This window comes from Ignavibacteriales bacterium (genome assembly GCA_015709675.1).
In the GTDB taxonomy this organism is placed as follows: domain Bacteria; phylum Bacteroidota; class Ignavibacteria; order Ignavibacteriales; family Ignavibacteriaceae; genus H2-BAC3.
In genome coordinates, this window is the sequence record CP054182.1 from 3,449,427 (window position 1) to 3,469,911 (window position 20,485).

Annotated in this window: 18 protein-coding genes; 7 read left to right on the forward strand and 11 right to left on the reverse strand. The window is 44.6% G+C overall.

Features of this window, described 5'->3' with window-relative positions; genetic code table 11:
• Nucleotides 1–29: 29 nt before the first annotated feature.
• The 6 genes from HRU80_13485 to purL form a co-directional block, all read right to left on the reverse strand.
• Nucleotides 30–476 carry a hemerythrin domain-containing protein gene (locus HRU80_13485; GenBank protein ID QOJ29828.1) on the reverse strand — a complete coding sequence of 149 codons (447 nt, stop codon included), beginning with the start codon at nucleotides 474–476 and terminating at the stop codon, nucleotides 30–32.
• Between the two features lie 5 nt (nucleotides 477–481).
• A complete protein-coding gene (locus HRU80_13490) occupies nucleotides 482–1,510 on the reverse strand; it encodes a 4Fe-4S binding protein (GenBank protein QOJ29829.1) in 1,029 nt (342 codons plus the stop codon).
• Nucleotides 1,497–2,291, reverse strand: coding sequence for a YwiC-like family protein (locus HRU80_13495; protein QOJ29830.1), 795 nt, complete (start codon nucleotides 2,289–2,291; stop codon nucleotides 1,497–1,499). The genes HRU80_13490 and HRU80_13495 overlap by 14 nt, the downstream gene beginning before the upstream one ends.
• A 2-nt stretch (nucleotides 2,292–2,293) precedes the next feature.
• A complete protein-coding gene (locus tag HRU80_13500) occupies nucleotides 2,294–2,740 on the reverse strand; it encodes an Rrf2 family transcriptional regulator (GenBank protein ID QOJ29831.1) in 447 nt (148 codons plus the stop codon).
• 121 nt (nucleotides 2,741–2,861) lie between these two features.
• Complete coding sequence (locus tag HRU80_13505; protein ID QOJ29832.1) at nucleotides 2,862–3,794, reverse strand: YihY/virulence factor BrkB family protein; 933 nt, start codon at nucleotides 3,792–3,794, stop codon at nucleotides 2,862–2,864.
• 59 nt (nucleotides 3,795–3,853) lie between these two features.
• Nucleotides 3,854–6,076: a phosphoribosylformylglycinamidine synthase subunit PurL gene (gene purL, locus HRU80_13510; protein QOJ29833.1), complete on the reverse strand. Its 2,223-nt coding sequence runs from the start codon at nucleotides 6,074–6,076 to the stop codon at nucleotides 3,854–3,856.
• Between the two features lie 204 nt (nucleotides 6,077–6,280).
• Between purL and proC the strand changes: the two genes are divergently transcribed.
• The 3 genes from proC to HRU80_13525 are packed head-to-tail and all read left to right on the forward strand — an operon-like array spanning nucleotide 6,281 to nucleotide 9,911.
• Nucleotides 6,281–7,093 carry a pyrroline-5-carboxylate reductase gene (gene proC / locus HRU80_13515; GenBank protein QOJ29834.1) on the forward strand — a complete coding sequence of 271 codons (813 nt, stop codon included), beginning with the start codon at nucleotides 6,281–6,283 and terminating at the stop codon, nucleotides 7,091–7,093.
• A gap of 2 nt (nucleotides 7,094–7,095) precedes the next feature.
• Complete coding sequence (locus HRU80_13520; GenBank protein ID QOJ29835.1) at nucleotides 7,096–8,544, forward strand: PAS domain S-box protein; 1,449 nt, start codon at nucleotides 7,096–7,098, stop codon at nucleotides 8,542–8,544.
• Nucleotides 8,545–8,555: 11 nt separating this feature from the next.
• Nucleotides 8,556–9,911 carry a sigma-54-dependent Fis family transcriptional regulator gene (locus HRU80_13525; GenBank protein ID QOJ29836.1) on the forward strand — a complete coding sequence of 452 codons (1,356 nt, stop codon included), beginning with the start codon at nucleotides 8,556–8,558 and terminating at the stop codon, nucleotides 9,909–9,911.
• 383 nt (nucleotides 9,912–10,294) lie between these two features.
• Here the strand turns inward: HRU80_13525 and HRU80_13530 are convergent, their stop codons facing one another.
• Nucleotides 10,295–10,756, reverse strand: a complete 462-nt coding sequence (locus HRU80_13530) for a hypothetical protein (protein QOJ29837.1) — start codon at nucleotides 10,754–10,756, stop codon at nucleotides 10,295–10,297.
• A gap of 230 nt (nucleotides 10,757–10,986) precedes the next feature.
• Here HRU80_13530 and HRU80_13535 point away from each other — a divergent pair, with 230 nt between their 5' ends.
• From HRU80_13535 to HRU80_13545, 3 genes are all read left to right on the forward strand, one after another.
• A complete protein-coding gene (locus tag HRU80_13535) occupies nucleotides 10,987–11,328 on the forward strand; it encodes an STAS domain-containing protein (protein QOJ29838.1) in 342 nt (113 codons plus the stop codon).
• Nucleotides 11,329–11,509: 181 nt separating this feature from the next.
• Nucleotides 11,510–12,787, forward strand: coding sequence for an adenylosuccinate synthase (locus tag HRU80_13540; GenBank protein QOJ29839.1), 1,278 nt, complete (start codon nucleotides 11,510–11,512; stop codon nucleotides 12,785–12,787).
• Between the two features lie 24 nt (nucleotides 12,788–12,811).
• Nucleotides 12,812–14,029: a HAMP domain-containing histidine kinase gene (locus HRU80_13545; protein QOJ29840.1), complete on the forward strand. Its 1,218-nt coding sequence runs from the start codon at nucleotides 12,812–12,814 to the stop codon at nucleotides 14,027–14,029.
• Between the two features lie 11 nt (nucleotides 14,030–14,040).
• On the opposite strand, the gene HRU80_13550 is transcribed toward HRU80_13545, so the two are convergent.
• The 3 genes from HRU80_13550 to HRU80_13560 form a co-directional block, all read right to left on the reverse strand.
• On the reverse strand, nucleotides 14,041–15,720 hold the full coding sequence (locus HRU80_13550) for a hypothetical protein (GenBank protein ID QOJ29841.1): 1,680 nt from the start codon (nucleotides 15,718–15,720) through the stop codon (nucleotides 14,041–14,043).
• A 513-nt stretch (nucleotides 15,721–16,233) separates the two neighbouring features.
• Nucleotides 16,234–17,262: a cytochrome d ubiquinol oxidase subunit II gene (cydB, locus tag HRU80_13555; protein ID QOJ29842.1), complete on the reverse strand. Its 1,029-nt coding sequence runs from the start codon at nucleotides 17,260–17,262 to the stop codon at nucleotides 16,234–16,236.
• Nucleotides 17,263–17,267: 5 nt separating this feature from the next.
• Nucleotides 17,268–18,611: a cytochrome ubiquinol oxidase subunit I gene (locus HRU80_13560; protein QOJ29843.1), complete on the reverse strand. Its 1,344-nt coding sequence runs from the start codon at nucleotides 18,609–18,611 to the stop codon at nucleotides 17,268–17,270.
• A gap of 192 nt (nucleotides 18,612–18,803) precedes the next feature.
• Here HRU80_13560 and HRU80_13565 point away from each other — a divergent pair, with 192 nt between their 5' ends.
• Nucleotides 18,804–19,016 (forward strand): CPXCG motif-containing cysteine-rich protein, encoded by a 213-nt coding sequence (locus HRU80_13565; GenBank protein ID QOJ29844.1) that lies wholly within the window; start codon nucleotides 18,804–18,806, stop codon nucleotides 19,014–19,016.
• A gap of 121 nt (nucleotides 19,017–19,137) precedes the next feature.
• On the opposite strand, the gene ftsZ is transcribed toward HRU80_13565, so the two are convergent.
• Nucleotides 19,138–20,466, reverse strand: coding sequence for a cell division protein FtsZ (gene ftsZ, locus HRU80_13570; GenBank protein ID QOJ30557.1), 1,329 nt, complete (start codon nucleotides 20,464–20,466; stop codon nucleotides 19,138–19,140).
• Between the last annotated feature and the right edge of the window lie 19 nt (nucleotides 20,467–20,485).

Sequence of the window (20,485 nt, forward strand, 5' to 3'; positions counted from 1 at the left end):
GTTCGCTTAAGATTTGTTAGAGAGTAATTTCAGTGTCTGTCTGCTTCCAGTTCCGCAACTTTTACCAGTTCTTCAGAAGTAAGATGATCCTGAAGGTACGGAAAGTATTCCCGTTCCTCATAACGGATATGACCTTCAAGAAGCCGGGCAAAATCATCCATTTCATTCGTTATTTCATCGCTCCCCTTTTTAAGAGCGGCAACGGATTCCCTTATCGCGGCATGCTCACTATATATATTGCGGTGCATGGATGCAAATATTTCTGACCGGCTGTCCAGATATGCCATAATACGCTCTTCAGCCCTGAAATGGGGCTCAAGATGGTTTTCCATCATCTGAAACAGATAGGCGAGTTTATCTTCGGTGGTAACGGGAAGCCCTTTATATTCAGGGGCATTCTTCTTAAGAAGCTGGGCGAGAATGAGCCCCGTGTGGTGTTCACGGGAAAGAGGTGCGAGCGCCGGGTCTCTTTTCATGGTTATTAATGTCCTATTAAGTCTATAATCTGATATAATTCCCGGTATTCTTCGGCAGTAACATTGTTCTGCCAGAATCCGGTCAGGATAGCCAGTCCGGTTATTCCGGTATATATAATGACTATTCCTGCAGCAGTTACCAATCCGGTCCGCTTACGCTTTGTTATGATATTCTGCTGAAACAATGTGTCCTTAACCGGGCAAGCATCAACACAACTCAGACACAGAGAACACTCATCAGAAATGACCCGTTTAACTTTGTCAACCTTTATGGATGATGGACATGCCTTCGCGCAAAGTCCGCAGTCAATACAGCTTATGGGATTTCTTGTTATTTTAACCGGACTGAAAAGTCCGATGAAACCAAGCAAAGCGCCATAAGGACAAAGGTAACGGCACCAGAATCCTCTGATGAATGTTGAAAAAATAAACAATAGGAGGATAATAACAAACCCTGTCGTGCTGATTTGCACGAAAAAGTTATACATTTTAATATCTGCAACCTTATTATACGGGCTGTTCAGAAAAATCTGAAGCTGCATTGCCGACATGGGCAATATCGCCCAGAGGAAAAAAGCAAGAAGAAGATATTTCAGTGAGCGAAGCGGCCAGTCAAGCCAGCGGGGAACGGTAATTCTTTTTCCGGTTATTTTTTCCCCAAATTCAGCAATCATTTCAGAGATAGTTCCGATCGGGCAAAGCCAGCTGCAGAAAGATTTACCCGCATAAACAGATACCGCGACAATCGAAATAAAGATGAAAAGCCCGGAGGGATGAACCATATTAATCATTCCGCTCTGAATCCAGTACCAGAGACTCATAAGAGCGCTTATCGGAAGGAAACCGTCTACTCCGGCAGGACGGTTAACAGCTGCTGCGGAATCGGGAGATAATGAGTTGACAAAAAACCAGAATTCAGCACCAATCCAGATTACGAGCAGCAAAAAAACTGTCTGAACGGCAAATCGTATATGTTGAATTTTCTTTTCGTCATTTTTTACTATTTTTTTCTTGTTCAGGCTATTGTACAGCATAAGGAAGAGTCAGTAATAAGAGAATTGAATAGGTCATCAGAATCAGACCCAGCTGTTTGAAATTCCTCGATGGAGTCATGCGGAACCGGTCCGCAGCAAAATGAACCAGCAGAGGAAGAAATCCGGGAAGCAGCCAGAGAGGTCGTATATATCCGGCAAGGTAAAGGCCCGATAAAACCGCGGCGGTAATGATAAAAAACGCAGGAATGATCAGGCGGGCATGAATCACCTTTCCGGCATCTTCTCTCAGTTCTCTCATCTTAAGGTCTGCAAATGAAGATGATATGGTGAAAAAGAGGAGATTGATCACTGATGCGGATATCCCACTCTGCGTGAAAGTACCGTTGAATGTGATATCAGCCAGGAATCCGCCCGAGGTAAGCAACAGAGTTCCGGTGAAATTTCTGAGGGGAGAATAGCCGGCCGTGGTCATAAATAATTTCATGAGCACAAAAAGTACAGCAATGATACCTCCTGCTGGAATCAGCATCCATGCTTCAGAATGAAGCAGAAGCATGGTACTCAGAATAAACGCGATTGCAGCATATTTGGGAAGCCAGTAAAGCGCTTCCGTCTGCTTCCTTATTCCGGGTTTTCCAAACCGGTGATACGCATTGATCAGCAGTTCAGCAGGTTTATATACCATAAACCAGCTAAGTGCCGAGAGCATCAGAAGCACTGCCTTCAGGCTGTATTCCCCGCTGACAAAAATCACCGAAAGAACCGGCACGGCAAGGATAACCCAGGCGCCATGTTCATTGGTAATAAGCGGGCGTCTCATGGTCAGATCAGTTTGTTCCTGATAGCATCAAGTTTAACCACGGTTTTTTGTGCCAGCTGATGCAGATTCCGGCTGCCAAGCATTACCCTGGTCTCCTCAACCAGCTTTATCCAGTCTGTGTGAACAGCACAGGGATACTGATCAGAACAGCCGGGAAACCCCAGCACACAACCGTCAAAAACGTTTTTCCCCTCAATTGCCTTAACAACTTCTATCAGATAAATCTCTTTAGGATTCTTTCCGAGGAGAAATCCTCCTCCTTTCCCTTTGCGGGACTCAATAAATCCGCTGTTGGTAAGTTCCTGAAGGATTTTTGATACAAATTCTTTTGGTATTTTAAGATGATCGGCAATTTCGCCCGAAGTAACTGCCGCACCCTCCTCGGTAAGGGTCAGATAAAGCAGGGACTGTATGGCGTATTCGCTCTTTTTTGACAGTAGTAATGACATAAATAAATCAGACTTTTAACTCTGATTAAAATACGGAATTACTGATTCTCAGTCAATAAAAATCGGACTCCTTTTGAAAGAATGGAGCGAAAACGCTTTTTCCCGGCAGATTTGTGCAGAATTATTTCGGCGGCAGCCGTTCAGAATATAGTTTTGAAATCTCAGCGCCGATCAGAAAGACATAGGCGGAATAATAGATCCAGAAGGCAATAACCACAACAAGTGCATAAGCTCCGTAAATCTTTCCGTAACTGGCAAAATTATACACATAATAACCAAAAATCTGCTTGGCGATCTCCCATGCAATGGCTGCGGTTAGTGCCCCGGCAAATACGGCCCGGCGCCTCAGTTTAACCACCGGCACCACTCTGTAGAGAAACAGAAACATCCCGAATACGATACCTAACGAAAAAATGGTTGAGTAAAGTTTTGGTATATATTCAAACCCTATAAAGTCAATAGTTCCGGCGGTAAATGAAATATTATTGAGGACCTCAAGCACCGGCAGGAGCAATGTGGCGGCGAGAAACAAAAACATCATCAGAAAAATCAGTCCTATATCCCTCAGTTTCCCTACAAAAAAGTTCACGTCAGACCCTGCTTTGAATATCCTGTTTAGGATGGTCCGTATGCTGCTGAATAAACTGGAAGCCGCAAATAAAAGACCGAGACCGCCGACTATTCCGGCAACATTACGGTACTGAATTACTTCCGTTATCCGGTTGAAAAGTATTTGTTTTACGAATTGTGAATATGCTTCGTATGGAATGATAGTATCAATAAACGTATTAATCTGGACTTCCACTTCAGCGGAATCAAGAAATATACCCAGGATCCAGAAGAGAATGAGTACAAGCGGTATGATGCAGATAAACAAAGAAAATGCCAGACTTCCTGAGTAGAGGAAGAGATGATTTTCATCCATCCGGTCAATTAACCCGATGATATAATGCCTGAAAAATCCGACGATATAACCTATTTTTGGTGAGAGTCTTGAAAGGAGTTTCAGTTTCCTTTTAAGTCCCTCAATCCACTCAAACAGTTTATCTTTCATCAGCGTTTTCAGGGTTTGTTATGTCATCTCCGGTTCTCTTCACCGTAAAAGACCGCGAATTATGATATATGCTCCATTATACGTGAAATGGCATTGTAATACAATCCTGAGAGAGTCTCAATGTCAAATTCATGTGAATTGATTTTTAAGGTTTTTCCGCCGGTTACACCTGCCTTCACAAACTCCTGGTTCTGAGAATTCAGGTATTCCTCAACAGCAGAAGCATGCTCCGGAAGAACGGAAATAATCACCCGTGACTGCGTTTCTGAGAAAAAAGCGAAATCCTCTCTCAATCCTGCCGGCAGGGTAACTTCAGCCCCTATCTGCTGCTCTTTGTTCATAATGCAGCATTCAGCAAGTGCAACAGCCGCGCCTCCGTCAGCTATATCATGAGCCGAGAGCACCTGTCCGGAACGTATCAGATGAAGCAGTGAGTCATGCAGTTTCTTTTCTTTTGCAAGATCCATCCGCGGGCAGTCTCCTGTTACCTGTCCGTGCATGGTTTTCAGGTATTCTGATCCGCCGATTTCCTCCTGATCTTTTCCGAGTATATATACGATGCTTCCCTCATGGCTGAAATGACTGCGGGTTATATGATCAAGATCTTCTATCAGGCCAAGCATGCCGATCGTAGGTGTGGGATAGACGGCACTTTCCGGTGATTCATTATAAAAACTGACATTCCCTCCGGTAACCGGTGTATCAAGATATCTGCATGCTTCTCCCATACCGGCAATTGCTTCCGTAAACTGCCAGTACATCTCCGGTTTATAGGGATTGCCGAAATTAAGGCAGTTGGTAATAGCGAGCGGAACTGCTCCGGTACAGACCACATTACGCGCGGACTCTGCCACCGCAATCTTCGCTCCTTCACGGGGGTTGAGATAGACATATCTGCCGTTGCAGTCTGTCTTAAGCGCCAGGGCCTTTCTGGTTCCTTTTATATATACTACCGCCGCGTCTCCTCCGGAACCGATCACGGTTGCCGTCTGTACCATTGAATCATACTGGCGGTATGCCCACTGTTTTGATGCAATATTAGGAGAAGCCAGCAGTGTCAGGAGAGTTTCTTTGCAATCCGTCACCGGCAGCCCTTCCATACGGAACGCGTGTACTTCGTCAAGGTAAGCAGGGCGCTTTGTCTCACGGATATATACCGGTGCGCCTCCGCCAAGCACCAGGTCATGCGGCGGCACAGATGCTTTTACTTCCCCCTCATAACGGATATTAAGGATACCGGTTCCGTTAACTGTGCCTATCTGAGAACAATTCAGATCCCACTTGTCAAATACTGCTTTAATCTCTGCCTCTCTCCCTGTCTTGCCGACTACCAGCATCCTCTCCTGGCTCTCGGAAAGCATAATCTCATAAGCTGTCATCTGTTTTTCTCTGAGCGGAACTTTGTTAAGGTCAATATCCATCCCTGATTTGCCTTTTGCACTCATTTCCGTAGTTGAACAGCTTATTCCGGCTGCACCCATATCCTGTATTCCCGCAATAAGTTTTTTCTGTATTACTTCAAGAGTGGCTTCAAGCAATAATTTCTCGGTGAACGGATCCCCCACCTGCACTGAAGGTCTTTTCGCTTCAGACTCTTCGGAAATTTCTTCCGATGCAAATGTAGCTCCGTGAATGCCGTCTCTTCCTGTTGAAGACCCGACAATAAATACCGGATTTCCCTCACCTTCCGCTGTTGCGGATGCAGTTTCCCCAACTTTAACCAGTCCGACAGCCATGGCATTCACAAGAGGATTGCCTTTATAAGCATTTTCAAAATAAATTTCACCGCCTACCGTGGGAACTCCAAAACTGTTCCCATAATCCCCGATACCTTTAACAACTCCTTCAAATAAGTATCTGGTCCTCGCATCATCAAGTTCACCAAACCGGAGTGAGTTAAGGCAGGCAATTGGGCGGGCACCCATGGTAAAAATATCACGCAGAATTCCGCCAACTCCTGTTGCCGCCCCCTGATATGGTTCAACAGCCGAAGGATGGTTATGGCTTTCAATTTTAAACGCTACAGCAAGCCCGTCTCCTATATCCACAAGGCCTGCATTTTCATCACCCGCCCCTACAAGAAGTCTTCCTCCTGAGCGGGGCAGAGTTTTAAGCTGTACAATAGAATTTTTATAACTGCAGTGCTCAGACCACATTACGCTAAAGATGCCAAGCTCTGTAAAGGTTGGCACCCGGCCTAGTATATGTAAAATTTTCTGATACTCATCTTCATTCAATCCATGTTGTGCAGCAAGTTCAGCTGTTACTACCGGTTCTTTCATGTGTCCTGATTCTTTGAGATTAGAATTTTAAAGATACTGAATTTCAGCGTCTGTTTTTCTCACCCTGGTGAGCAGATTATGCTGATTTTGACTAATTTTAATGGATTATACTTTGCGCTGAATGAAGTCATACTTCCCGATTTCTCCATGTTCCTCCGTCAAAATCCTTTATATTGCAAAATTGCTTCAAAAAAATTGCGGAATATGAATTTGTCAAATCAAACTATCTCCATACTGGGGGGCGGAAATATCGGAACTGCTATTGCCCTGGGGCTGGCTGAATCCGGTTTATTTCCTGCTCAATCCATAATTATAACCAGAAAGAACCGGGAAGCACTTTTACAGCTCAATGAAAAAGGGTTTGAGACAAATAAGTCCAATCTGGAAGCCGTTTCCTCCTCCAAAATTATCCTGCTCTGTGTCCAGCCCGGCCAGCTGAACAATCTGCTGGAAGAAATTGCCCCGGGTCTGCAGGATGACCATATTATCATTTCGGTTGTCTCAGGAGCCTGGATTAATGACCTGAAAAAACGGACCGGCAATAAAGGCAGTATCGTAAGGGCTATGCCTAATACGGCTATTGCCATCAGAGAATCTATGACATGCCTTTCCTCCGATTCCGGCGATGGGCTTAAGATAGCAGAAAAGATATTCAGTTCAGTAGGCCTCTGCATAACCATTCCTGAAGAACTGATGATCCCCGCAACTGCACTCTGTGCCTGCGGAACAGCTTTTTTCCTCAGAGCCGTCAGGGCAGCATCTCAGGGAGGTATTGAAATTGGTTTTCATGCTGAGGATGCATTGCTTATGGCAGCGCAGACGGCAAAAGGGGCAGCAGCACTTTTATTACAGGGAAAAAATCATCCTGAAGATGAAGTTGATAAAGTCACAACTCTCCGCGGCTGCACCATCTCCGGCCTTAATCAAATGGAACATCATGGTTTCAGTTCTGCAATGATAAAGGGAATTACCACATCAGCAGAGAAAGCTTCCAAACTTTATTCTCCCGCGGATTAACCATGAAGAATTACTTCGTAAGCTTTAATGCACTGAATGAGTTTTCAGAATACTGCTTCCTGGTAGATAAGGAAGGAACAATTCTTGACGTTAATAAAGCGGTAATTCTTGATATAAAAGTAGCTAAAGAGGAAATGCAGGGCACACAGTTTTATACGTGGCTGCATCCGGCATCAATTCTGAAAGCTGAAAACGCTCTGATAAGGGCTAATCAGAACAGCGGGACAATTGAGATAGAATGTAAACTCAGGCTTTATGGCGAGTTATTCTGCGATTCTAAGATGTACTTTTCCTGTTTCTCGCTTCCCAATGATTCTAAGAAGCAGAAAGTGCTCATTATCGGCAAGAATGTAACAGAAGAGAAAAAGCGTGAAGCAGATCTTCTGCGGTTTTATTTTGTTGCACAGAATACCGTTAACCCGCTTCAGATAACTGATCTGAGCGGAAAGATGATATATGTTAATCCTGCTTTCGTTAAAGCCAGCGGATACTCTGAAGAAGAACTGATTGGAAAAAATCCTTCCGTATTCGGAAGCAAAAAATACCCGAGAAAATTCTGGGATAAAATGTGGAATACTATAACTTCGGGCAAGGTGTGGGTCGGTGAAGTTGAAAACCGCAAGAAAAATGGTGATGCATTTCATACGCAGCTTCTGGTCTCCCCTATTATTAATAATGATAAACAGGTTATCGGATTTTTTGGAATTCATCGCGATCTGACGGAAAAAAGAAATTTTGAGAAACAGCTCATCCATACGCAAAAAATGGAAAGTATCGGTACACTTGCGGCCGGTGTAGCGCATGAAGTTGGCAATCCGCTTGCGTCAATCTCAGCGCTGGTGCAGCTTATCCTCAGAACCAGTGACGATCCCTTCACCAAAGAAAAACTGGATCTGGTGAAAAGCCAGATAAACCGTATATCCAAAATCATACGTGATCTTGTTGATTTTTCGCGCCCGTCGAATTATGAAATGCGGCTGACGGATCTGAATGCAAACGTAAAGGAATCCATTGAAATCGTCCAGGTGGGTAAAAAAGCCAAGAATATTACCTTCAAATCAGATTTCGATCAGAATATAGCCCCCATTCCGCTTGTTGCTGACCAGCTGCAGCAGGTATTTGTTAACATCCTGATCAATGCGGTAGATTCAGTCGCTGATAAAATTGCCCAGTCAGAAGACTATAAGGGAGTCATTAAAATAAAAACCTCATTCGATTCCGAACACGTGTATATAACGTTTGAAGATAACGGACTTGGCATTGATGAGGCCAGTATTGTGAAGATTTTTGAACCGTTCTTTACCACAAAGAAAGAAGGTAAAGGAACAGGGCTGGGACTCTGGGTCAGTATAGGCATTATTCAGAGCTTCGGCGGAGAAATTAAAGTAAACAGCATACCGGGTGAGTGGACCAGATTTACCGTCCAGCTCCCCATATATACAAATTATTAAGGATTGAGGTCATGCCCGAGAAAATATTAGTTGTTGATGATGAAGATATAATAAGAGATACGATTTCAGTTGTACTGAAAAAAGAAGGATACCAGGTTGATGAGGCAGAAAACGGCCTGATTGCATTTAATAAGATTCAGGAAAATTTTTACGACTTAGTAATCACAGATATTGAAATGCCTGAAATGAAAGGCATTGAACTGCTGGAGAGATCTTCAAAAGCACAGGCAAATGCCTCATTCATTATTATTACCGCTTACGGTTCCCTTGATACCGCAATACGAGCCCTCCGCTCAGGCGCAAATGATTATATACTGAAGCCGGTTGAGTTTGACGAACTTCTTATTAAAATCAACCGTCTCTTTGAAACACGCCGGCTGATTCTTGAGAATCAAATGCTCCGCCGTGAAGTGCAGCGTGATTTTGATTACTCCAACTTTATCGGTAAAAGCCCCGCGATGAAACGGATATTTGACATTATCTCTGCAGTGGGTCCCACCGAATCAACCGTGCTAATCACCGGCAACAGCGGTACTGGTAAAGAGCTGACTGCCCGCGCTATCCATCAGTCCAGCAAGCGTAAAAACCGGCCGTTTCTTGCGGTAAACTGCGGCGCAATATCAGAAAATCTTATTGAAAGTGAACTCTTCGGACACAAGAAAGGTGCGTTCACCGGTGCAAGTAATGATAAAGAGGGTTATCTGAAAGCAGCAGACGGGGGCACTCTCTTCCTTGATGAGATTAGTGAAATGCCTCAGCAACTTCAGGTGAAACTGCTCCGGGTCATTCAGGAGAAAGAATGCACGCCGGTTGGATCTACGGTTTCACTGCCGATCAATGTGCGGTTTATCGCATCAACAAACCGCAATCTTCGTGAAGAAATAACCAAAGGTACTTTCCGTGAGGATTTGTATTACCGCCTGAATGTGGTTGAAATAAAAATGCCTTCACTCCGTGAAAGGAAAACCGATATACCCCTGCTGATTGACCATTTTCTTGATAAATTCCGCAAGGAGATGGGGCGCAGCATCAAAGGAGTTGACCACAAAGCCATGAAAGCATTAATCGCTTATGACTGGCGGGGTGAGGTAAGAGAACTTGCAAACGTGATGGAGCGTGCTGTTATCTTCGCTGATACCGAGTATATCGGTGTAGAAGAACTGCCCGATTATTTCAAACCGGACCGTGATGCGGCAAATCAGGAAAAAATCGGCGTCCTTGACGAATATATACGCAAAGTAGAACGCGATTATATCGTTAAGACCCTTGAAACATATAACTATGACAAAGAACAGGTAGCTATGGCGCTTGATCTCGGCCTTTCAACTCTTTACCGGAAAATTAAGGAACTAGGTATAGAAGTATGAAGTATGAATTATGAAGTATAAATTGGTTTATATAAATATTGTAGAGACGTTGCAATCGCCGCCACCGATATATGTTATGATTCAAACCATCACGGCGATTGCAGCGTCTCAAACCCACACATGGTAAGGATTTTCTCGTTTTTCCCTGAGACGATGCAATCACGAAACAGAATATACTTAATCACAGATTTCATGTGACTGCATCGTCACAGCGCGTACCTGTGTTTACACCAATTATGTTCTTCATGTTCTTCCATGAGTTAATCCAGAACCGAGTTTCTACGGCAAGAACATTCTTAGGCAATCAGCGGAAAACTTTTCTGCGTCAATCAGCGGGAAACTTTTCCCCAATTCATTTGCCGCCACCAATCTACCCTACTTTGTTAATGCCTGAAAAAATTAAAAAACACCCGCTGCTCTCCGCTCATATCCTCAATCACCACCTTTAACTCATCTCCTTTGGGGAATGAGTACCGAATCCTTTGCGGAAAGTCATGCCCCGGGTTTTCAAAAATATACTCCTCCCCTGTTGCTTTTAAGGTGAATAGAACTTCTTTCCCCTCATTCTGATTTATAACACGGGCTCCATAAAAAAGAGAATCCTCCTTAATAAACAGTCTCATTTCTTCAGTCAGCGCCGAGTCCCCTCCTGCTACTTTCCAGGTTGTTCCCTTCAAATCCCCCTGCTCCCCTTTTTTCCAGACCTCGTAAACCATCCCGGTCCGGGTAACTCTTATCCAGGTACCCTCGAGACGTTCAAGTTCTGTTAAAACTTCGTGCGGAGGTTTGAGATCCCCTCCGCCGCATCCGGCAAGCGGCAGTTGTGCCATGAAAAGAAAAACCAATAAGCCGGCTGTTCGTACATACAAAATCATAACTAAAAGTATTCTTTTTTCTAAAACCCTAAATTACTCCAAGTGATCCAATTTCCGGTATGATGATCTGCCTGCCCGTCTGAGGTCATGGTACGACTGGCGGATTTTTCAGGTTTACTATACATTTTACTTTAAAAAGAGGATATTTTACTTTAGTTTTAGGGGATTGATAAAATAAAGGTCAAATCCAGGAGATTTAGATGAAATTCAAAATCAGTGAAAAATATAATGCTGCAATCGTAGAGGTAAAAGGCAATATGATGGGCGGCCCTGAAGCAGCGGAATTCAGTGATCAGCTTAAGAAACTGCTTGCTGAAGGAAAGAAAAATATCGTAATTGACCTGTCAGATGTTAAATTTATGAATTCTTCAGGTCTGGGTATGCTTATCAGCGGTTTAACCACTGTTAAAAATGGCGGCGGACTATTAAAACTTGCCAATGTTACCGATAAAATTCAGAGTCTCCTGATGATCACAAAACTGATCACCATTTTTGAGACTTTTGAATCTGTGGATGATGCTGTAAAAAGCTTCGGCGTCTGATACCAGCCGGTTCAGTTTTATCCTTTCATTTTTACCCGAACGGGCGGTGTTTACCGCCCGTTTTTGTTTTCTGAACTACCCTCAAAATTCTTAGATTAAGCTGTCATTTTTATAAAATTGCCCGCCGGAAACTTTTCACCGGCAGGATTATTTAACATTACATTTACCGGAGTAAAATCGTATGCGGGTAACCGTGCTGGTCGGCAGTCAGTGGGGAGACGAAGGAAAAGGAAAAATTGTTGACCTTCTCAGTGAAAAATTTGATGTGGTCGTTCGTTATCAGGGGGGAGCCAATGCAGGCCATACCGTTGAAATCGGCTCAAAAAAATATGTCCTCCATCTTATTCCTTCCGGGATTCTGAGAGAGGATGTTGTCTGTGTTATTGGCAATGGCGTGGTGATTGACCCGGTTGCCCTTCTTGAGGAAATCGCTCTGCTTGAATCTCATGGCATTACGGTAAAAGGGCGACTGTTTATCAGTCACAATGCCCACCTTATTATGCCCTACCACAAACTTCTGGACTCAATCTCTGAAAGCGGAAAAGTAAAAATCGGAACAACCGGCCGGGGTATTGGACCGTGTTATATTGACAAATATGCCCGCAAAGGAATTAAGATTATTGATCTTCTGTATCCTGAAATTCTTGAAGAAAAAATCAGGCAGAATCTTGAGGAAAAAAACCTTCTCCTTAAAAATATCTATAATGTTGAAGAGCTTGACGTTGAAAAAATTATCAACCAGTATCTTGAATTCGACAAGCAGATTGACGTATATATAAAAGACGTGCCTGCCTACCTGAATCAGATGATTGAAGAAGGTAAATCTGTACTGCTTGAAGGAGCCCAGGGCGCCCTGCTGGACGTTGACCACGGTACCTATCCCTTTGTAACATCATCAAATCCGACGTCAGGAGGGGCCTGTACCGGTACCGGCATCCCGCCAAATAAGGTAACTGACGTTATTGGAATTGTAAAAGCATATACAACCCGTGTTGGTGAAGGGCCATTCCCCACTGAACTTCTTGATCAGGAGGGGGAAGAACTGCGCCGTCAGGGTAATGAGTTTGGCGCCACAACCGGAAGACCCCGCCGCTGCGGATGGTTTGATGCTTTCCTGGTCCGGTATTCCGCGCTCATTAACGGTATATCTTCCGTTGCCATCACAAAGCTTGATGTGCTGAGTATGTTTGATGAAATAAAAGTCTGTACCGGATATGAGTTCGAAGGAAAACTGCTAAAGTCATTCCCTACCGATTTTCAGAAACTCTCTTCAGTGAAACCGGTTTACGTTACACTCCCCGGCTGGAAAGAAGATATATCCGCCTGTTCTTCATATGATGAACTGCCTGAAAATGCAAAATCGTATCTGCGGTATATTTCTAAGGCCGCCGGCATAAATGTTTCAATCATATCGGTCGGACCCAAAAGGGAAAGCACGTTCTTTACCGATGCACTCTGATGGTGATTCTGCTCTGATCCGGTCATGAAAAAGATGAGCGGCGGACCTGCCTCCGCCAATATCAAAATCATCCTCCTTGCCATTGCTATTGCCATTGGCGGAGGAACACTTCTCTACACTTCTGACCTGGTCGAAAAACTGCAGCAGAAAGAGCGGGAGATTGTTCAGCTCTATGCCCGCGGGATGGAACATATTGCAAACGCAAGTTCAGACAATTCTGATATTACCTTCTTATTTGAAAATATCATCAAGCCCATTGATTTTCCTCTCATTCTCACCGATGCCAATGATAATATCAATATGTCATCCCGGCTTGATATCAGAAATATTAAATATGATTCAACCCTGAGTGACTCTGCGCTTGAAGTCTTCTTTAATGACATGGTAAAGGAGATGGATGCCACCAATCCTCCCATCCTGGTTAAATACGCAGCCGGAGCCGATACCATTATTCTTACAAAAATTCATTACGGCAATTCTGACTCCATTAATCAGCTTAAGTATTATCCGTACATACAGATTCTCATCGCCGCGGTTTTTATCATCATCGGATATATCGGGTTCAGCCAGATTAAGAAAAGTGAACAAAGCAATATCTGGGTCGGGCTCGCCAAGGAGACCGCCCATCAGTTCGGCACTCCTATTTCAAGTCTTATGGGATGGGTTGAACTGCTTAAACTGAATCACAACGACCCGGTTAAGGTACTGGATTCGGCTGAAGAAATTGAAAATGATGTTGCCAAGCTGAATAAAATTACCAACCGATTCTCAAAAATCGGATCCAAACCGGAACTGAAAAGTGAAAATGTCTATGAAGATATTAAACGCGTTGTTGAATATTTTAACCGCCGGCTGCCCCAGACAGGCAAGAACGTTGAAATCATCCTCACCGGCAATTCAGCAGCAGAAGCGCTTCTGAGTAAGGAGCTATTTGAGTGGGTTATTGAGAATCTTATCAAAAACGCTTACGATGCCATTGATCATGACAAGGGGAAAATTGAAATCGTCATTACCGAGATAAGAAACAAAGTTGAAATTGAAGTTTCTGACAACGGTAAAGGGGTTGACAAAAAGAGAAGAAAGGATATTTTCCGTCCCGGTTATTCAACTAAAAGACGCGGCTGGGGTCTCGGGCTTAGTCTTTCAAAACGCATTGTTGAAGAATATCACCGCGGGAAGATTTTCGTTAAACACTCAAGTCCCGGTGAAGGAACCATATTTAAGATAATTCTGAACAGGTAACTGCTCCGGCATTATCCGGTTCTCAAATATGCCTTCACCATCTCTTCCGCGTCAAGCGACTCTACCAGCATAATTTCTTCTTCGCTGAAACTTTCGGTATCGCCAAAATACTTGTTTTCGGCACTATCCCACTGCAGTGATGCTTTCAGATCGGTGACCTTCATCAGTTCAAGATTCTCCACAATCAGATTCGTCGGCAGTTCCCTGTCCACTCTTCCCTCAACCAGAAAGGGCCCCATGCTGAGGGTTTTTTCCGCAACCTTGTTATATATACCGGGGAAAAGCACCGCTTCAAACGTCCCGGTGGTGTCTTCCAGAGAAAGAAACTTCATGATATCCCCTTTCTTTGTCTTAACCCGTTTGGATGACATATACCAGCCGGTCATGCGTATTTTTTTTCCTGCCTGATGCTTCATATCAGCAGCGCGCACTAATGTTGAATCCTCCCGGTAGGAAGGGAAAAAATCAAGCGGATGACGGCTTACCATATATTCAAATGCTTCCAGTTCCCTGATGCATTTTTCCTCCAGAGTATAGTCGCGCGGGGTAATCACATCCTGCTCAAGCCTCACCGACTCATGGCCAAAGAGCCCCGGCTGAGATATATCAAGCAGCTTTTTATGCTTCAGATACACATCCAGCAGCCGCATCAGCGAAGGGCGTGTCAGGCCGAAGCAATCCATCGCTCCGCAGGAGATCAGCAGTGCTGCTGACTGCTCCTTAACAGGAGTCCGCACCAGCAGGTCGGCCAGTGAAACATATCTGCCGTTTTCCCTCCGCTCTTTAATAATGCAGTGAGCCGTCTGTGCATTCAGTCCCTTTATTGCCATCAGCCCGATGCGGAGTTCCTTCCCCCTGCCGCGGTATTCATACTCACTCTCGTTAATGCAGGGAAGATGCACCTGCAGCCCGAGCCGTTTGCATTCCTGTATATATACTGCCGCTGAATAGTAGCCCCCCTGATTGCTCAGCACCCCAGCCATAAACTCGGCCGGATAATGCACCTTAAGATAGGCAACCTGAAAGGAAAGCTGGGCAAAAGAAGCACTGTGTGCCTTGCAGAAGGCATATCCGGCAAACGACTCCACCTGCCGCCACAGTTCCTCCACTGTTTCCCTGCTGTACCCCTTCCCCATACCGGAAGCAGTAAATTTCTCTTTCAGTCGTACCATCGCATCCCGTGAACGGAGTTTTCCGCTCATAGCCCGCCGGAGCAAATCCGCCTCTTCAAGGGAGAGCCCCACCACATGATGCGCAACCTTAAGCACATCCTCCTGATAAATCATCACACCATAAGTGGTTTTCAGCAGCGGCTCCATTGCCGGGACGAGGTATTTCCGCCGGGAGGGATTCTTGTGCCGCAGAATAAACTCCTGCATCATACCGCTTTCAGCCACCCCGGGGCGGATGATGGAACTGGCCGCGGTCAGCATCTCAAAATCATCCACGTTCAGCTTTTTCAGCAGAGTCCGCATCCCCGGTGATTCAATGTAGAAACAGCCTATGGTATCCCCATCCCTGATTAGTTTTTTGGTCGGCTCGTCATTGAGGATCATCCCGAAATCAGTAATGTCAAACCGGACTTTTTCAGTATTCCGGGGGAGAACCGGATAAAACTGTATTGTTCCGTCATCCTTGGGGAGCCGGTAACGGCCGAGATCGAATTCCTGGTTTTTCTCTTCCTGATTCATAAAAAGGTGAACATTTGTTCACTATTTTAGGCAAAGAAAACCTGATAGTCAAGAGAAAACTTAGGGGAATATGAATTTTGAAGTATGAAGTATGAAGTATGAATTATGAATTTCCCACTCTGGAGAAGTCGCATATTGGTAACATAATAATCACCCGCAACCTCCCCGACTCCGGAGGAGTCACAAATTGGTAGAAATTCCAATAAGAGATTTTTCGCCGGCTCCGGAGGAGTCATAAATTGGTAAAAATTCCGAGAAGCGATGTCAGCCCCCCGACTCCGGAGGAGTCATAAATTGGTAGAAATTCCGAGAAGCAATTTTCCCCCCGACTCCAGAGGAGTCATAAATTGGTAGAAATTTCGAGAAGCAATTTTTCCCCCGACTCCGGAGGAGTCATAAATTGGTAGAAATTCCAATAAGAGATTTTTCCCCCGACTCCGGAGGAGTCGCAAATTGGTAAAAACCACACCGGCCCCCAAAATCCATCTCCTCCAATCAGAATTCACAAATCCGTTAATAACTCATTTTATCAATTTTCACTTTACCGCGAAATACCCAGTAAATGCTGATCGTATATGCAGCCACAAAGGGCAGACCGATCAACGCAACAGTGAGCATAATACCTAGAGTTTTCTGTGAAGAGGCAGCGTTATATATGGTAAGATTATACGCCGGATTGGTTGATGAAATCACCAGATTCGGGAAGAGTCCGATTGCAAATAACATCAGCAGCATGGCTATAGAAACTGATGAAGATAGAAATGCCATAAACTCCCTTCCGTGATGAATCTCCCTCGGAATATTGGCAATGGCGAGCATATTTAAAAGTGCAACAAGAAAAAGAACAGGATAATCCTTAAATGGCTGGGCCATGTGAGGGAAATAAATCAGTGTAGCCATGGTAGTAGCGGTATAGCAGATTACAAAGAAGATGATCGTATTGTTAATCCATCCCTTCACCTGTTTCTGCAGAAATCCGTCGGTTTTCATGGAAAGATAAATTGCCCCGTGCATCATGAAAAGTGCAACGGTGGTTATTCCCACAAGTAGTGTATAAGGCGTGAACAGATCAAGATCAGTTCCTGAATACTCTTTATCAGCACCGACGGGAATTCCCTGAATAATATTTCCAATGGCAATTCCCATAATCAGCGCGATAAGAATACTGGCAATGCTGAATGCTCTGTCCCATGATCTTCGCCAGACAGGAGACTCCTGCTTGCTGCGAAACTCAATAGCCACCGCACGGAAGATAAGCATGAAGAGCAAAAGCATAAAAGCTGAGTAAAAACCTGAGAATACGGTTGCATAGACATCAGGAAAAGCCGCAAACAATGCACCGCCGCCAACAACAAGCCATACTTCATTACCATCCCAGACCGGCCCGATGGAATTAAGAACAATTCTGCGTTCCATATCCCCCTTTGTAAGAAGATGCAGAGAGCCGACACCAAGATCAAATCCGTCAAGAATAGCATATCCGGTAAGCACAGCGCCGAGAAGAAGAAACCAGGTCAGATTAAGGTCAATTCCGAATTCCATATATATTATCCTTTCATCTCGGGAAGCGCTGCTGAATCTTCCGGCCCGTGTTTAATCTTCTGATCCAGCAGATAGATGAAAAGGAAAAACAGAAGTGCATAAATAAGCCCGAACAGGATAAGGGAGAAAAGGATTTGTCCCGCGGAAACCGCCTTTGACAGTCCCTCTGATGTCCTGAGATAACCATATACAATCCAGGGCTGCCTCCCGATTTCTGCGGTGTACCACCCTACCTGATTGGCAATCTGCGGCAAAAGTACTGACGGCACAAGCAGTTTGAGGAACCAGTTGGTTTCGAATAATCTGCCGCGCCACAGTAAAAAAAGGGCAAAAGCACTCATACCAATAAGCAGAAATCCGATCGCCACCATCAGATGATAGGTCTGAAAAACAATCTGCACCGGGGGCAGATCGTTTTTGTCAAAAGCACGAAGTCCTTTAACTGGCGCGTTGATATCATTATATATCAGAAAGCTCAGCATGCCAGGCAGGCTGATACCATACACTTTTTCATTTTCTTCATCAACCCATCCGAAAAGATAGAGGTCACCCGGCGCTGAAGCTTCATAGTGTGCTTCAATTGCCGCCAGTTTTGCCGGTTGATTTTTTGCAACACCTACGGCGCTGCTGTGCCCGGTGACTAACTGAAAAAGTGAGGCAAACATTGCAACGCCCAAAGCAATTTTCATGGATGAACGGGCAAATTCAAGATGTCTCTTTTTAATCAGATAATACGCACTTACACTTATTACCAAAAACGACCCTGCAAGCCAGCAGCCTGACAGTGTATGAGAGAGGCGGTCCACTGAGGACGGATTAAAAACCATTGCCCAGAAATCAGTTATCTCTGCACGGGCATTCATACCTTCTCCTACGATATGAAATCCGGCGGGAGTCTGCATCCAGGAGTTAGCAACCACTATCCAAACCGCACTCATCATTGATCCGAGTGACACCATAATTGTCGAAAGGAAATGAATACGGGGGGAAACTTTATCCCATCCAAACACCAGAATGGCCAAAAAGCCGGATTCCAGGAAAAAAGCGAATATTCCCTCAGCAGCAAGCGCGCTGCCAAACACATCCCCGACGTATCTGGAATATGTCGCCCAGTTTGTTCCGAATTCAAATTCCATAACAATACCTGTTGCAACACCTAATGAAAAGGTAAGCGCGAAGACCTTGACCCAGAACCGGGTCATGTTTTCATACAGTTTATTGCCGGTTTTAAGGTACATTCCTTCCATAATAACAAGAATGACACCGAGACCGATGCTTAAAGGGGGATAGATATAATGAAACGCAATGGTGAAAGCGAACTGAAGCCGGGCTAATATTTCGGTATCCATAGGTCTGATTTTATTTGGTCCAATAACTTAAGAAAAATCAGAATTAAAAGGGAATAAATTTCTCATATTTATGAAACTTTATTTTGCCGATCAATTTGAAATTGCATTGGAATTAAATCGCCCCGTTGCTAAGTTTTAATAGCAGATAACAAAATTTTATCTGCAACTGTAATTTGTTCCTGAGTTGTTGCTATGAAACAGAAAATAAAAGTCAGAACTGATGAAGAGATGATCTGGCAATGTCAATACTGCGGGGAAGAGAATGGTGTCTGGGTAGATCTGACACTCCCAGGCAAGCAGGATTTTGTTGAAGAATGCAGAGTATGCTGCCGCCCGAATCATCTGATAATCCAAAATCACCTCGAAGAAGGCGTATATATAGAAGCCCGGCCCGCTGACGAGTAGCGGGAGAGAGAGACCGGCTCTGTGTCTGAAACCGTGTGTCATCAGAGCAAAAAAAAAGCGGACGGCACCCGAATACCGTCCGCATCTTACCCCGAGTCCCCGAGGGAGGACTGCGAAACTGTTAGTCCATCATCAGCCGCAGGAAGTCTGAACTGTCGCTTTCGTCTTCATGCTTCGGATTGATATCACGCTCGTAGGATTTTGTTACCCTGTTTGCGTGTTCATTCATGTCAAAATTCAGACGCGGCTGAATTGCTTCCCTGGCTGCATCTTTCTGCTGTCTGTTCTGCACGCGTATAAAGGTCGGCGTTTCCAGATTGTTCATATCAACATCATGGTCAATAATTCCGCGCCCTGTCTGCCGGCCTGAGGGCATAACAGGAGCTTTTGGTTTTTGCGTCACGCTTTCGGGAGCTTTCATTGCAGTTTTTACCTGCGGTGAAAATCCTGTTGCAATAATAGTATATGAAACGTAATCATGCATATTGTTATCTTTAACCATACCCCAGATCATGCTCGCCTCTTCACCGGCTTCCTTTTGTATATACTGATTAGCTTCAATGATATCCTTCATCGGAATATTGCCCGAACCGATGATATGAACCAGAAGGCTTTTAGCGCCTTTGAGTGATACACCTTCAAGCAACGGAGAGGAGATTGCCTTAGTTGCAGCTTCCATCATTTTATGTTCACCGGTGGCTATTCCGGTACCCATCAATGCAATACCGCTGTTTTTCATTACTTTTTTGACATCCGCAAAATCAACATTAATCTCGCCGGTAAGGGTGATGATATCTGAGATACCTTTTACCGATTCATAAAGAACCTGATTCGGCATATGGAATGCTTCTTCAAATGTTTTGGTACCATCAAGCAGATTAGATACTCTGTCATTCGGAATGATGATAAGACTGTCGCAATACTGGCGCAGCTCCTGTGCGGCTTTTTCCGCGGCAAGCTTTTTATCTTTTCCTTCATACTGGAACGGCATGGTAACAATACCTACAACCAGAATATCTTTTTTCTTTGCAATTTCAGCAACAACCGGAGAAGCGCCGCTGCCGGTTCCTCCGCCAAGGCCCGTTGTAATGAAGACCATGTTTGCGTCTTCAATAATTTTTTCAATTTTGTCACGGTCTGCTTCCGCACATTTTTTTCCAAGTTCAGGATCGCATCCGGTGCCAAGACCCTGAGTCAGACGGTAACCAATGGTTAACTTAACATCAGCAGCTCTGGAGGTGAGTGACTGTGTGTCAGTATTTACGGCAACATAATCCACACCACGAAGGCCTTTTTGAATCATCCAGTCCACCGCATTGCAACCCCCGCCTCCTATACCAACTACTTTGAGTACGGCACCTCTGGCCATCTCCGGGTCAACCATCGCGAAGCGGTCAGCATAATCAGGTGCTGCCGGCTGTGGAATATTGTGGATTACTGATTCGAGCATGATGCGTGACATAACGTTA

Coding starts and splice junctions, on each gene's coding strand:
- proC (QOJ29834.1), top strand. CDS start 6,281: ATGAATTTGTCAAATCAAACTATCTCCATACTGGGGGGCGGAAATATC.
- HRU80_13495 (QOJ29830.1), bottom strand. CDS start 2,291: ATGAGACGCCCGCTTATTACCAATGAACATGGCGCCTGGGTTATCCTT.
- HRU80_13525 (QOJ29836.1), top strand. CDS start 8,556: ATGCCCGAGAAAATATTAGTTGTTGATGATGAAGATATAATAAGAGAT.
- HRU80_13505 (QOJ29832.1), bottom strand. CDS start 3,794: ATGAAAGATAAACTGTTTGAGTGGATTGAGGGACTTAAAAGGAAACTG.
- HRU80_13485 (QOJ29828.1), bottom strand. CDS start 476: ATGAAAAGAGACCCGGCGCTCGCACCTCTTTCCCGTGAACACCACACG.
- HRU80_13565 (QOJ29844.1), top strand. CDS start 18,804: ATGAAACAGAAAATAAAAGTCAGAACTGATGAAGAGATGATCTGGCAA.
- HRU80_13545 (QOJ29840.1), top strand. CDS start 12,812: ATGAAAAAGATGAGCGGCGGACCTGCCTCCGCCAATATCAAAATCATC.
- HRU80_13500 (QOJ29831.1), bottom strand. CDS start 2,740: ATGTCATTACTACTGTCAAAAAAGAGCGAATACGCCATACAGTCCCTG.
- HRU80_13560 (QOJ29843.1), bottom strand. CDS start 18,611: ATGGATACCGAAATATTAGCCCGGCTTCAGTTCGCTTTCACCATTGCG.
- HRU80_13535 (QOJ29838.1), top strand. CDS start 10,987: ATGAAATTCAAAATCAGTGAAAAATATAATGCTGCAATCGTAGAGGTA.
- cydB (QOJ29842.1), bottom strand. CDS start 17,262: ATGGAATTCGGAATTGACCTTAATCTGACCTGGTTTCTTCTTCTCGGC.
- HRU80_13520 (QOJ29835.1), top strand. CDS start 7,096: ATGAAGAATTACTTCGTAAGCTTTAATGCACTGAATGAGTTTTCAGAA.
- HRU80_13550 (QOJ29841.1), bottom strand. CDS start 15,720: ATGAATCAGGAAGAGAAAAACCAGGAATTCGATCTCGGCCGTTACCGG.
- ftsZ (QOJ30557.1), bottom strand. CDS start 20,466: ATGCTCGAATCAGTAATCCACAATATTCCACAGCCGGCAGCACCTGAT.
- purL (QOJ29833.1), bottom strand. CDS start 6,076: ATGAAAGAACCGGTAGTAACAGCTGAACTTGCTGCACAACATGGATTG.
- HRU80_13490 (QOJ29829.1), bottom strand. CDS start 1,510: ATGCTGTACAATAGCCTGAACAAGAAAAAAATAGTAAAAAATGACGAA.
- HRU80_13540 (QOJ29839.1), top strand. CDS start 11,510: ATGCGGGTAACCGTGCTGGTCGGCAGTCAGTGGGGAGACGAAGGAAAA.